Source organism: Shewanella sp. 0m-8, from assembly GCF_052977265.1.
In genome coordinates this window covers 1-13245 of the sequence record NZ_JBRIMB010000073.1, presented here as the reverse complement: position 1 = coordinate 13245, position 13245 = coordinate 1, and the positions used below count along the sequence as shown (strand labels likewise).

Annotated in this window: 8 protein-coding genes and 2 pseudogenes; 5 read left to right on the top strand and 5 right to left on the bottom strand. The window is 45.4% G+C overall.

Features of this window, described 5'->3' with window-relative positions; translation table 11 throughout:
• Window positions 1-134: 134 nt before the first annotated feature.
• Window positions 135-1037 carry a LysR family transcriptional regulator gene (locus ACVBIO_RS20780; protein WP_447173346.1) on the bottom strand — a complete coding sequence of 301 codons (903 nt, stop codon included), beginning with the start codon at window positions 1035-1037 and terminating at the stop codon, window positions 135-137.
• Window positions 1038-1214: 177 nt separating this feature from the next.
• Here ACVBIO_RS20780 and metE point away from each other — a divergent pair, with 177 nt between their 5' ends.
• The 3 genes from metE (at window position 1215) to ACVBIO_RS20765 (ending at window position 4759) form a co-directional block, all read left to right on the top strand.
• Entirely contained in the window at window positions 1215-3485 is a 2271-nt protein-coding gene (gene metE, locus ACVBIO_RS20775) for a 5-methyltetrahydropteroyltriglutamate--homocysteine S-methyltransferase (protein WP_447173345.1), read from the top strand.
• Between the two features lie 317 nt (window positions 3486-3802).
• On the top strand, window positions 3803-4402 hold the full coding sequence (locus ACVBIO_RS20770; RefSeq protein WP_447173344.1) for a redoxin domain-containing protein: 600 nt from the start codon (window positions 3803-3805) through the stop codon (window positions 4400-4402).
• A 144-nt stretch (window positions 4403-4546) separates the two neighbouring features.
• A complete protein-coding gene (locus ACVBIO_RS20765; RefSeq protein ID WP_447160734.1) occupies window positions 4547-4759 on the top strand; it encodes a dodecin in 213 nt (70 codons plus the stop codon).
• Window positions 4760-4786: 27 nt separating this feature from the next.
• Here ACVBIO_RS20765 and queG read toward each other — a convergent pair whose 3' ends face one another.
• The 3 genes and pseudogenes from queG to ACVBIO_RS20750 form a co-directional block, all read right to left on the bottom strand.
• Window positions 4787-5971 (bottom strand): tRNA epoxyqueuosine(34) reductase QueG, encoded by a 1185-nt coding sequence (gene queG, locus ACVBIO_RS20760; RefSeq protein ID WP_447169395.1) that lies wholly within the window; start codon window positions 5969-5971, stop codon window positions 4787-4789.
• Between the two features lie 136 nt (window positions 5972-6107).
• Window positions 6108-8036 (bottom strand): diguanylate cyclase, encoded by a 1929-nt coding sequence (locus ACVBIO_RS20755; RefSeq protein WP_447173343.1) that lies wholly within the window; start codon window positions 8034-8036, stop codon window positions 6108-6110.
• A gap of 344 nt (window positions 8037-8380) precedes the next feature.
• Window positions 8381-9736 (bottom strand): annotated as a pseudogene (locus ACVBIO_RS20750) (tetratricopeptide repeat-containing diguanylate cyclase).
• A 715-nt stretch (window positions 9737-10451) separates the two neighbouring features.
• Between ACVBIO_RS20750 and ACVBIO_RS20745 the strand changes: the two are divergent.
• Together ACVBIO_RS20745 and ACVBIO_RS20740 are read left to right on the top strand one after the other, a co-directional pair.
• Window positions 10452-10976, top strand: a complete 525-nt coding sequence (locus tag ACVBIO_RS20745) for a phosphatase PAP2 family protein (RefSeq protein WP_447173342.1) — start codon at window positions 10452-10454, stop codon at window positions 10974-10976.
• A 56-nt stretch (window positions 10977-11032) separates the two neighbouring features.
• Window positions 11033-11470, top strand: a complete 438-nt coding sequence (locus ACVBIO_RS20740; protein WP_447169392.1) for a DUF3069 domain-containing protein — start codon at window positions 11033-11035, stop codon at window positions 11468-11470.
• 481 nt (window positions 11471-11951) lie between these two features.
• On the opposite strand, the pseudogene ACVBIO_RS20735 reads toward ACVBIO_RS20740, so the two are convergent.
• Window positions 11952-12263, bottom strand: a pseudogene (locus tag ACVBIO_RS20735) (IS110 family transposase); the annotation flags it as partial.
• Window positions 12264-13245 lie beyond the last annotated feature (982 nt).

Genomic DNA, 13245 nt, shown 5'->3' with positions numbered 1-13245 from the left:
TAAAAACACTCGGATTTTGCCATCTTATAAAGATCGGTCAACCGATCAATAAACTGCTAAATGATCGGCATTACTGCAATATGCAGGCTTTTTTGTATGCTACAGAGCGTAGTGCTCACTATAGTACGGATTGATCAGTTCAATCTCTGCTTCGCTAACCCTTCTTTTGAGACGAGCTCTAACCAATGTTGGGCTAAGCGTGCATTGGCACCGTTACGACGGTATGCGCCAAACAGCGGGCGTTTAAGGCCATCTGGCCCCAACTTAACGCTGGTAAGGCTAAGTCCATGAGCTTCGTTAATCGACCAACTAGGCAGCGCCGCAATACCATCTTTACAGGCAATACGCTGCAGTAACATCATGGTTAAATCACACTTTACCTGTGGCCCAGGCTTTATGCCTGCAGGCTCTAAGAAGTGGCGATAAATATCTATGCGCTCAAGTGAAACTGGGTAGCTTAAAATCGCCAAGTTTTCTAACTGTTTCGGTGTAACATACTCTTGCTGCGCCAGAGGATGGTCGCTGGCAACCACTAATCTAACTTCAAAATCAAACAAGTGCTGATAAGCAATCGACTGAGCAGGTACTGGATCCGATGTCAGCACGACATCTAGCTCACCTAACTCAAGCGCGTTTAATGAGTCGAATAAGTGGCGACTAGAGAGGTCGAGATCCGCCTGTGGGTATTGTTTTCTAAATTGCTCCATTACCGGCATTAACCAACGGAAGCAGCTGTGGCACTCAATACCTACGCCTAAATGATTATCCCCTTCAGCTAAGCCTTTCTTTAAATCAAATTCGGTTTCGATCACTTTCGGCAGAATATCTTCAGCAAGGTTGAGCAATCGCGCACCCTCTTGTGTGAAAGAGAGGGGCTTACTCTTGCGCACAAAAATAGCTGAGTTAATGCGAGTCTCTAATTCCTTGATCTGATGAGACAGTGCCGACTGGGTGACGAAGCGTTTTTTTGCAGCCCCAGCGAGGCTGCCGCTTTCCTTTAGGGCAACTAACGTACGTAAATGTCTAAGCTCTATCATTTTATCCTCACATGAAATTCGCTCATGTTGCGCTTGAATTCGTTTCGATTGCGAATACTAAGGCTAACACAATAAACTTCTAGACGTCCAGACACCCGTTGTTCTGTTTAGTTATATGAAATTCAGAGGGGCGTTAACTCTGAATTTTGCTCATCTTAACATCAAAAGGTATACAATATGCAATTAAATGGTTTGGGATTTCCACGAATTGGTCGTTTACGAGAGCTAAAATTTGCTTTAGAGAAGTATTGGCGTGGTGAAATTAAGCAGTCGCAGTTAGTTGAAATTGCAAAAGAACTACGCCAAACACATTGGCGCTGGCAGGCTGATGCCGGGGTGAGATTGTTGCCTGTTGGCGATTTTGCTTTCTATGATCAGGTATTAACCTTAAGTGCCACTTTGGATGTGATCCCAGAGCGTCATCAAAGTGATACCCCCACCGATATTGATACCTTATTCCGTATCGGACGAGGCCGAGCGCCAACGGGGAAAGACGCTGCCGCTGCTGAAATGACCAAGTTTTTTAACAGTAATTATCACTATATCGTACCGGAGCTAACGGTCGATCAAAGCTTTGATATTGGTTATGAGCAATTGTTTGATGAAGTGAGTGAAGCTCAGGCTTTAGGCTATCAGGTCAAGCCTGTGATCTTGGGGCCAGTGTCATTTCTATACCTGTCTAAAACTGTTGGTTCATCGTTCGATAAGCTGAGTTTATTACCGCAACTTCTGCAAGCGTACCATAAAATATTGGCCCGCTTTGCTAGTCAGGGTGTCGAATGGGTTCAGCTTGATGAACCTGTTTTAGCCCTAGAGCTAGACAGTGATTGGCAAGCCGCGATTAGCCAAGCCTATCGTGATTTTGAGCGTTGTAACCTAAACATCTTGCTCGCCAGTTACTACGGCAGTATTGAGCACCACCATCAGCTTGTCGCATCGCTTAACGTGGCAGGGTTACACTTAGACTTGGTTACAGCGCCAGAGCAGCTCAGCGCTTTTTCCATCAGCCTAAGGCAAGATCAAATACTGTCAGCAGGGGTGATTAACGGCCGCAATGTGTGGGCGGCAGAGCTCGATACACTCGCAGAGGGATTATCGAGTGTAGCGCGGGATATTAAGCAGCGTTTATGGCTGTCGCCTTCGTGCTCTTTGCTACATAGTCCGGTCGATTTAGAGGTAGAAACTCAGCTTAAGCCTGAACTTAAGCAGCAACTCTCTTTTGCCAAACAGAAGCTGGCTGAATTGGGTCAATTGAAGACGTTACTCACAGCTCCAAACTCTGTCGAGGCCAAAGCCATAGTGCTTGAGTGCCAACAACGACGTAGCGCACGGGCAAAGGCGGCTAATCAAGAGGTAATAGCCAGAGTCGATGCTCTCACTGAGCAAGACTACCTGCGTGATGATGAATTTTCACTCAGGCAAGCCGCGCAAAGACAAAAATACCGCTTACCATTATTGCCAACGACCACCATAGGGAGTTTTCCTCAAACGCCTGCAATTCGTGGCCTGCGTAGCCGCTGGCGTAAAGGTGAAATAAGCCTTGAGCAATATAATGATCAGTTACGCCAAGTGACCAGAGACACTATTGAGCGGCAGTTAAAGCTAGGTATCGACGTATTAGTGCATGGTGAAGCAGAGCGAAACGATATGGTGGAATACTTTGGCGAACAGCTCGATGGTGTCGGCTTTACCCAGTTTGGTTGGGTACAAAGCTATGGCTCACGCTGTGTTAAACCACCACTTATTTATGGCGATGTATCACGCCCAAATGCGATGACGGTAGAGTGGGCTACATATGCTCAGAGCCTCACAGAAAAGCCGGTCAAAGGCATGCTGACAGGGCCGGTAACCATACTGCATTGGTCTTTTGCGCGCGAAGATATCAGTCGCGAGCAGATAGCGACTCAAATCGGCCTCGCCATTCGTGATGAGGTGGTTGAGCTACAAAATGCCGGTATTGGCATTATTCAAATCGACGAGCCAGCATTTCGAGAAGGCTTGCCGCTTAAAAAGAGTGAATGGCAGCATTACCTTAACTGGGCGGTCAATGCCTTTAAGCTGAGTGCGGCAGGTGTTAGCAACGAAACGCAAATTCATACCCATATGTGCTATAGCGAATTTAATGAAACCATCGCAGCAATCGCGGCGATGGATGCCGATGTGATCACCATTGAGACATCGCGTTCAAGAATGGAGCTACTCAATGCATTTGAGGACTTTAACTACCCAAATGAAATTGGTCCGGGTGTTTACGATATTCACTCACCCAATACACCAAGGGTTGATGAAATTGTCAGTTTGATGGAAAAAGCGGCGAGTAAAGTTGCGGTAGAACAACTGTGGATTAACCCTGATTGCGGCTTAAAGACACGCACTTGGGATGAAGTGGAGCCCGCGTTGGTTAACCTTGTTGAGGCGACTAAGATATTGCGGCGCAAATTAGGCTAGCGCTGCTCGCCTGCTGAGTTAACTTAAGCAAACGAGCTAAAGCATTACCTGTTTTATGGTGCTTTAGCTCGTCTTTAGCTCGTCATTAGCTGATAGTTTGTTGGGGGGCAGTATTCGTTTTCCTAGTCAGCCTAGTGTGTTTATCAATTCTGTTTTTTTCGAGTGCTTGCCTAGTCTGTTTGCCCGTTATCCTTGGCGATTAAAGGGGCGAGTGCTGCTAGAGTGAGTGCTGTGATGAACTATTTGTTTACTTATCCGGTCTTATAGAGTCATATTCATTTTACTGCCGCAATATAATGCCGGTAATGCTGAGCGCTATGACCGAAAAGAAAGCGACCGAAAAGAAAGCGACCGAAAAGAAAACGACTGAAAAGAAAATGACAGAAAAACAATCGCCAGAAAAAAAGCCGACATTGAAGCACCGTATTGGTGGTTGGATTAAGCAGTTATTGATTTTGCTTATCATGCTGAGCGCCGTAGCTTGGGTCATGGATAAGTGGCGTAGTAGAAACTTAGAGGTCAATGATTTTCCGGTGATTAGTGGTGTTGCTATCACAGGTGAGAAGATTAACGTATCGACGCTTAGTACCGATGGGCCCGTTTTGGTGTATTTTTGGGGTACATGGTGTCCTATTTGCCGTTCGGTAAGCCCATCTGTTGAGGCTATTTCGGCTTATTTTCCAGTGGTGAGCGTGGCCATTGCATCGGGCACTAATAGTGAGATAAATGATTATATGCAGGACCATGATTATCACTTTCCTGTGATTAATGATGCTGATAATCGCAGTGCCAAAGATTGGTCGGTGCATGTTACACCGACTCTGATTATCATCAATGAAGGCAAAGTGGTGTCTTATACCACCGGCTTTACTAGCCTTCCCGGGATCGGATGGCGTATGTTTCTGGCATCATACTGATTGAAATAAACTGTGCATGCTGTCTTTTGAGGGAAAATTGCTCTCATATTTACCGCGAGTGTTGGGGGGAATTCTTTGTCCTGACTATCACAGAGGTTGTTCTATACTGACTAAAGTTATTTCCTTCTCATCGCTGGAGTCATTATGAGCCATACCTACAAAATTATTGAATTGACCGGGTCGTCACCTATTAGTTCTGATGAGGCCATCAAGAATGCGATTGCCGCGGCAAATGAATCATTGAAGCATTTGAGATGGTTTCAGGTGGTTGAAACTCGTGGCCACCTTGAAGAGGGGTTGGTGGCGCACTGGCAGGTAACAATTAAAGTCGGCTTTACCTTAGATCCAAATGCATAATAGCTCTCTAATGATCTGTTATTAGGCCTACGCGTCCCGCGCTAGGCCTTTTTCGACACTGCGGATCACCCTTTGGGTTTTGCGGCTTAGGTTCTGCTCATCTGCTGCTTGTTGCTGTAGAGCCCAATCAATATGCTCTATCACCATATCATCGACTTCATTCGATAGTTTACGGGCCTCAAGCGCTGCGATAATCGCTTCACTGTGGGGCGCATTACCCAGCGCAACGGCGATATTTCTAAGCCAACGTGCATGGCCAATCCGGCGAATAGGGCTACCTTCAGTGAGCTTTAAAAATTCAGCTTCGCTCCACGCAAACAGCTCAAGTAGCTGTGGCTGCTTAAGTGAGGGGCGAGTATGAAAGTCGGTTTCATCGGTGAGTGGCGCGTTAGCGTTTACTGGGCAGACGAGTTGGCAATCATCGCAGCCGTAAATACGGTTACCAATAGCTTGTCTAAACTCTACTGGAATGGCGCCTTGTAGCTCAATGGTTAAGTAAGAGATACAGCGACTACCGTCAACAACGTAAGGCTCAATAATCGCGTTGGTCGGGCAAGATTTAATGCACGCTACGCACGTGTTGCAGCCTTCACTAATAGGAATATCGACGGGCAAAGGCAGGTCGATTAATAGTTCACCCAAGAAGAACCAGCTGCCAGCGTCTTGGTTGAGTAATAAGCTGTGTTTACCTGTCCAGCCAAGGCCTGCCTTATCGGCGAGAGGACGCTCTAAAATAGGGGCAGAATCAACGAAAGGGCGAGAGTTTGGTTTGCTAATGCCTAGGTCTTTCAACTCAGCTTCGATTCTATCACCGAGCTTTTTAAGGCGGCTACGGATCATCTTGTGATAATCACGCCCGCCAGCATAACGCGAGATATAGCCAAGATTAGGGTCTTTAAGGTTAACCGCAAAACCGGCTTCGGGTGGTAGATAGTTCATGCGAGCGGCAATAACCCGCTTAGTGCCGGGGTGAAGTTCATAAGGTCTAGCGCGCATCATGCCGTGATTGGCCATGTAACTCATATCACCATGATAGCCCTTGTCTAACCACTGCTGTAATTTTGGCTCTTCAGCGCTTAAGTCTGTATCGCAAATACCGATTTGGGCAAAGCCTAACGCTTGGCCCCATGCTTTAATGTTAAGGGCTAATTCGCCGAGCTGAGTGGGCGTTAAGGTGTCGATTGCAGCAAGTTGTGAAGAAGAGTCAGACATAGGTCTATTGTCGGCGAAAAGTATCGGCGAAAGTAACGGCTTTAAGTAAGCGCTAATGATAGCAGTTATTGAGAGTAAATAGGTATCCTGAGATGTTATTCGACTCTTCTTGGACTCATCTTAGACTCTCAATGGGCTAACTCACTCTAGCTTGATTACGGCCTTCGCTCTTAGCTAGATAGAGTGCATCATCGGCGCGTTTTAGCAGCTGCGACAGCTTGTCGTCGCTTGACATTAAGCTGGCAACGCCAGCGCTAATGGTCATGCTAAAGCCCTGTGGGAACTGACTAAAGTTGCTATTACAGACGGTTAGCACTAAGGCCTGCGCTATTTTGTAGGCCTGCGCCTTGTCGGTATCTGGCAGGATAATCAAAAACTCTTCGCCGCCGACACGCGCGGTTTGATGCTCCGGGGCGAGGGCACTGCGGCAGATCTCAGCGAGTAACTCAAGAGCCTGGTCGCCGACCTCATGTCCAAAGTTATCGTTAATCAGCTTAAAGTTATCTGCATCGAAAGCGATGACTGAAAAACAGCTCTGTTTTATTTTTGTTTCTTCAAAGCATGTTTGCGCTTTGCTATAGATATAGCGCCGATTTGGTAGTTGGGTTAGATCGTCTGTGAGCGCCAACTTTGATAATAATGTGTTTTTCTGGATCTGCTTGTAAGCAAACACCGACACAATCAGCATCAAAAAGCCGCCTAGCAAGATGATGATCCATTGCTGGAGCTCATTTTTCTCCAACATGGCCAGCTCTATCTCTCTGAGCTTTTGGTTTTCGATGAGATGACGATTCTCTTGCTCTATCTGATCGGCATTGAACCGTGTGCGCATTTCGGTGGTGTAGCTTGATAGCTGTTTGGCATCAAGCTCGTTGTGGATAGTCATGTACTGCTTAAGCGCCAGATAAGCTTGTTTCCAGTTATTTTGACTGAGAAATATTTGGCTTTCTACCAACTGCAGCTGTGCTAAGCCACGTATATTTTTTATCCGTTTAAAGGCACTACGCGCCAGTGCTATGTTGTCATGGGCCTGGGATAATTGACCATCGGCTAAATCCACTTGAGCGAGAAATAGATGCATGAAGCTGAAGAAACCTTCATCAGATGGCAAAATAAAAGGTTTAGCTTCATTTAAATATCGTTTTGCTTCATCAAGTTCACTCAGTTTTATTAGCGTTCCTGCAATATTGACCGCGACAGTTGCTTGCTCGAGTTCGCGCCCTTTAGCTTTCCAATACAAGTAACTAGTTTCAAACAGTTGCTTGGCATGCTCTAAATTCCCTAACTCTTCTTCGGCAATGGCAATGGCGACTGAAATGCTATTTGCGGCATCAAAGTCTTTACTCTCTATTTTACTTTTTTCGAGCTTTTTAAAGTAGCGAATGGCATTTTTCTGATCGCCAAAGCGGCGATAGCTAGTGGCGATTTCGTACAGGTTAATACTGACCCAAGCGGGTAAGTTAAGACTTTTATAGAGGGATTGCGAGGTGATTAAGTCCTCTAGCCCCTGGGTGAAGTTACCTTGATAAGAATGAAGGTAACCGCGCATACCTCTGGCATCGGCAATGAGGCGTAAGTTCTCAAGCGCATAAGCTTGATTGATCGCCTTGTTGTAGCCTTGCAGTGCTAGCTCAACATTGCCGTCTTGCTCGGTATACCAGGCCTGGCAGAGTTCTAAATCTAGCTTGTCGTTAGGAAAGCGAGCTAGATCAGGGTGGGTAAGTGCATGCTGAGCAAACGCTAATGCTTTGGCTGCCTCTCCCTCTTTAAATGGATCAAATGACCAGCACTGCGCTCGGATTAGGCGCATCTTTCTTGCGATATCATCTTTAGCGATTAGCGTTTCAAGCTCGGTGACATAAGCGAGGTGAACTTGGTTGTTATTAACGGTGCCACTATCGAGTAGTGTAAAAATCGCATCGGCTTTTTCTGCATTGCTTTGCTTGGCATTACTTTGCTCTACATTGCTTTGCTCTGCATAGTTTTGCTCGGCATAGCCGAAAACACTCACACAAAGTAAGCTTAAAAACAGAATGAGTTTTATTAACAAAAACGGCTTGGGCATTTAGCGCTTTCTTAGCATTAAAGTCATTGATAATCATGCACAAGCATACACGATAAAATATATATTTTAGTTATTTTTTAACAGAATCAATCATGGCTAATGCTCAAATACCTCTTTTAGTGCATTGCTTAGTTATGGCGTGTGATTGCATCTATAACAAGCGAATGCAGGCTTAGCCAGTACTATTGACGAGAATGGGGGCAGTAACAGGGGCTGTAATTGGGACGGTTACTGCAACTGGAATTACAGGGGGAGAGGCCTACTATTATACATAGCAGGCCTTAGGTATATCGCTAATAAGCAGCAGTTAAAAGCCTAAAGCATAGCCTTAGTAGCCTAGCCATTTAGCACATTTTAACCTGGTCTCGGCCGTTTGTTTTTGCTAAATAAAGCGCGTCATCGGCGCGTTTTAGTAGCAGTGACAGCTTATCGTCACTCTCGCGAAGCATCGAAACGCCAGCACTGATAGTAATCGAGAAGTCCGGCGGGAATGAACTGAAATCAGCATCGCGAACTTGATTGACTAGGTCCTGGGCTATCTTAACGGCTTGGGCTTTATCTGTATCTGGCAGAAGAATGAGGAACTCCTCACCGCCTACTCTGGCAGCTTCATACTTAGAATTTAGCCCTTCTCTACAGGTGTTGGCGAGCAGCTTTTAGGTCAGGTCGCCTACTTCGTGGCCATACTTGTCATTAATGCGTTTAAAATAATCAGCATCGAAACTAATAACCGACAAAGGTTGCTGGGTTTTGCTTGCACGCTCAAAATGGTGCTGGGCCTGAGTGTAAATATAACGCCGGTTAGGCAGCTGAGTGAGATCGTCTGTGAGCGCTAACACAGACAGTAACCTATTCTTTTGTATCTGATTATAGGTAAAAATCGACACGATAATCAGAATGATGCTACCCATGAAAATAATCACCCATTGCTGCGCTTCATTTTGTTCCAGCATCGCCAACTCAAGTTCTTTGAGTTTATGGTTTTCAATTAAGTGGCGATTTTCTTGCTCTATTTGGTCAGCATTAAAGCGAGTTCGCATCTCAGTGTTGTAGCGAGAGAATATTTTTTTATCGAGCTCCATATGAAGCTCCATATATTTGTGTAGCGATAGATAGGCTGCTTGCCAATCGAGTTGCTTAAGAAAGATTTGGCACTCTACCAATTGCACCTGCACCAGCCCCCGCAGGCTTTTGACTCGCTCAAAAGCTTGCCGTGCTAACTGTATGCTGTTGTGAGCTTGGGTAAATTGTCCCTGCGCCAAGTAAACCTGGGCATAAAACAACTGCATATAATTATAAAACCCCGACGCAGATGGAGTGATAGAAGATGTGGCTTCGTCTAAATATTGGCGGGCTAAGTTGATCTCTCCTAATTTGATTAAGGTACCCGCCATATTAACGGCTACGCCAGCTTTCTTGAACTCTTTACCTTTGCTATCCCAGTAGTGGTAACTTTCTAAGTACAGCTTTTTAGCTTCAGCAAAATTATTTGCTTCTTCTTCTGCGATAGCAATTGATGAGATCACAGTATTGGCTTTATCAAACTGCGCGTTATTAATGTGACTCTCATGTAATTGGTTGAAATAGCGAATGGCATTGTCTTGATCACCTAAGCGGCGATAGATGGTCGCGATCTCGTATAGGCTGTGTTGCACCCAGGTTGTGACGTTGAGACTTTTATAAAGGGTTTTAGCCGTCATTAAGTCTTCGAGCCCCAAGGTGTAGTTACCTTGGAGGGATGCTAAAAATCCACGCATCATGCGCACGTCAGCCATCAGGCGTAAATTTTCAAGCTTATAGGCTTCATTTACGAGTCGGTCGTAATACGCGGCGGCGGTGGCTACATCGCCTCTTTGCTCTGAAAACCAAGCGTAGCAAAGCTCTAAATCTAATTTGTCATCAGGAAAACTGGCTAACTCTGGTCGGGTTAGGGCCTCTTTCGCGAATAATAGGGCCTGGGCAGTCTCAGCATCATCATTCATGTTAAACGACCAGCAGGTGGCGCGAGTTAAAAGTAGCTGCCTAGCAATGTCATTTTTAGGCACTAATGATGTGAGTTCTTTGAGGTATTGTTTTTTCTCAGCGTTATTCTCAACGACACCGCTATCTAACATATCAAATAGCTTGTCAGCTTGAATTATATCGATTTCAGTAGCAGTAACTGGACGGCTTACAGAGAGTAAGCTTAGGGCGAGCATAAAAAGAGGTAACAGGGTCAGCTTGTTCATTGAGATTTATTTTATGTATTAAAGTCCTTTATATTCATGCAGTAGGATACACGATGGTAACGAGGTTTAACTAAACTTAAATTGCGAGTAAGCGCAAATAGATCACACCTTAGACAAGTTTTTGCATTTGTGCTGAGCAGCCTGTATAACAACGGCCTTAAAATAGTTCGTCAATAAGGTCATAAGGATGAGAACAGTCTTTGCTTGTTTACTGTTGCTGGCAAGTGGGTCAACGTTTGCAGCATCTGATTTAGAAAAGTCAGGTGATGTATTGCACCTATTAATTCCTGCCGCAGCATTGGGCACAAGCCTTATTTATGAAGACGACTTTGAGGGCGCATGGCAGCTGGCCAAAACGGGCATAGTGTCACGTTTAGTCGTGGAAGGCCTTAAGTACAGCGTTGATAAAGACCGCCCTGATGGCTCAGGCGATGACTCGTTTCCATCAGGGCACACCGCCGACAGTTTTGCCGCGGCAACCTTTGTGCAGCAAAGATACGGTTGGCAGTGGGCTATACCTGCCTATATTGGTGCCACTTATGTCGGTTATACCCGGGTAGAAAGCGACAAACACCATGTAGAAGACGTATTAGCTGGCGTGGCAATAGGCATATTATCTGGCCTATACTTTACCGACCCATATAAAGGCATTACGGTAACGCCAATCGTAGGTAACGGCAATTACGGTTTATATGTAAGCGGTAAGTTTTAAGCCAAATTAATTTGAATAAAGAGTGCGTCAATCGCGCTCATTTGTAGAGAAAAATCATGACAGAAGTAAGCCAAACTTATAGAGAACGTGCCGAGCAGGTTTCATTAAACGTGTGTAATACGGTAATGCCTATGAACGAGATCCCAAAGGATCTGTTTGAAGCCTATGCCAACCTTTGCAACGAGTTAATTGAAGACACAGATCTTAAGTTCAGTAATGGTTGGGATGCTTTGCCTGCAAGTGCTAAGTCACTATTAGCCAGAGAAGACTTTCACGGTTTTTATATCGCTAACGCCTGGTTTCAGTTAAGCCGTGTTGCGCAAGATATTGCCGAGATGGCTGAGACTGACGATGAAATTGCCGAGAAAGAATACAACGGTATTTTCACTCGCTTAGCTGATGCATCACTTAAAGAAAGTGTTCGCAAGCTTAAGAAAGCCCGAACGGATCGCTCAATGCTGAATAGCATTAAGACAGTGATTGCTGGCAAATAGTTGGTTTAGCTTTTTGCTAAAAAGTTAAGTCAAAAAGGCTATTTTCAAGAGGCTATGGGAGTTTTCCTATAGCCTTTTTTTTAGTTTTTAATGGTGTTTTATGGTTTGCACCTAATCAGGCTGCGCCTGACTTTTAAGTTAGACTGCGTCTAACAACTAAGATCGTGAGCTTCCAGCTCACACTCGGCCAAGAGGGGGTCAACAGCAACCCCCTCTTGGATCACCCCTGCCGCCCCGACGAAGTTGTCACCCTCGTTGCTTATGGATAAATTGCTAACGCTTCCGATGGGGCATCCTGCCCCGCGAAAGCTACGCCGACATCCCTGTCGGCATCACGCAATTTATTCCAACGCACTTCAGCAACTCCGATGGGGAACTGGTGTTTTCTGTGAGCTTGAGGAGCCAGCAAGTTATAACGTTATGGTTAAAGGCAAATTTGGTATAGGGCTGGAATAAAAAAGGATATGGCTGTCCTATCTTTGTTAGGACGTTGGGCCGCTTCTGCTATAGCGAGCGCATCGTTATAGTCATTCTTATTTCCCTGTCTGTACGGAACAACATACTGAGGCGCTATCAGCTTGACTTGATGGCCTACTTTCTTAAATTCTCTTGCCCAGTAATTTGCGCCACCACATGCCTCCATCACGACAAGGCAAGGCTCTATTTGAGCAAGAAAATGAATCAAGTCTTTGCGTTTTATCATCTTCTTTTTGATGAGCTTCCCCGCTTTGTTTACGCCAACAAAATGAAAAACAGACTTTGCGATATCAAGACCAATTGTAGTAATGTTCATAGTGGACCCGTCCTCTTCCTGATGAGTTTAAGCAACTACATCGTGGCCCATTGTGAGGCCGATTAAAAGTGGATGGGTCCATTCCATTATCCATGCCTCTCGTTCGAGAGCTTGATAATTTCGTTACCTCTCACCATGTTTTCGACGGTCTCAGCCGCATCTACACTAGGTTAGACAAGCGTCATTCTAGGCATTTGGAGTTATGGCTAAAGCCCTAGCTCGTTACTGGGCAAGATCTCATTTACCACGAAGGACACGGAGGGCTACGCTACACGAAGAAAAGCAACAGCTATAACAAAAGCAGCAGCAAAAGACTCGTCATCAAGATGTTGAACTTTTGCTCTACGATCTTCTCCGTGACCTCCGTGTATTAGATACGGGCCTCATGCTTCAACAAAAATCGCCTAACGGCTCAGATGTGACATCCATGTCCCCCCGAGCCTGAACCATCATTCATGATGGTCCTACGGCATTTTTATCTACGCACTTCGGCAACTCCGATGGGGAACTGGTGTTTTCTGTGAGCTTGAGGAGTCAGCAAGTTATAACGTTATGGTTAAAGGCAAATTTGGTATAGGGCTGGAATAAAAAAGGATATGGCTGTCCTATCTTTGTCTTATAAACTGCGGGAAAACTAGACTCAATGAGTACGATGAGAGTTTGTTAGCAGATAGCAACAATCGGTTCGAGAACCACGCTTCAAAACGGTAGCCGCTAAACTTTGGATTAAGCCCAAACTGGCTTTACAGCGCACGTTGTTAGAGCCACAAAACCACACAAATTTCAAAGTACGACAAACTTGAAGTGGCCGATTGCTGAACTACCTAGCCCAAAAATCACAGCGAGTCTTAACGCCATGCTCTGGGGCAAACCGAAGCGCAGCGTGGGTTGTCCCTAGCAGTACTTTGTGTACGCCCAGCATGGGCATGAACTAATGAGGTGAAAGTCCTCTGTAGGAAGGTCACCGTTCAATAACGTGCTG

Excerpts from the sequence above, each read along its gene's own strand:
- ACVBIO_RS20780 (WP_447173346.1), bottom strand. The coding sequence starts at position 1,037 with ATGATAGAGCTTAGACATTTACGTACGTTAGTTGCCCTAAAGGAAAGC.
- metE (WP_447173345.1), top strand. The coding sequence starts at position 1,215 with ATGCAATTAAATGGTTTGGGATTTCCACGAATTGGTCGTTTACGAGAG.
- ACVBIO_RS20770 (WP_447173344.1), top strand. The coding sequence starts at position 3,803 with ATGACCGAAAAGAAAGCGACCGAAAAGAAAGCGACCGAAAAGAAAACG.
- ACVBIO_RS20765 (WP_447160734.1), top strand. The coding sequence starts at position 4,547 with ATGAGCCATACCTACAAAATTATTGAATTGACCGGGTCGTCACCTATT.
- queG (WP_447169395.1), bottom strand. The coding sequence starts at position 5,971 with ATGTCTGACTCTTCTTCACAACTTGCTGCAATCGACACCTTAACGCCC.
- ACVBIO_RS20755 (WP_447173343.1), bottom strand. The coding sequence starts at position 8,036 with ATGCCCAAGCCGTTTTTGTTAATAAAACTCATTCTGTTTTTAAGCTTA.
- ACVBIO_RS20745 (WP_447173342.1), top strand. The coding sequence starts at position 10,452 with ATGAGAACAGTCTTTGCTTGTTTACTGTTGCTGGCAAGTGGGTCAACG.
- ACVBIO_RS20740 (WP_447169392.1), top strand. The coding sequence starts at position 11,033 with ATGACAGAAGTAAGCCAAACTTATAGAGAACGTGCCGAGCAGGTTTCA.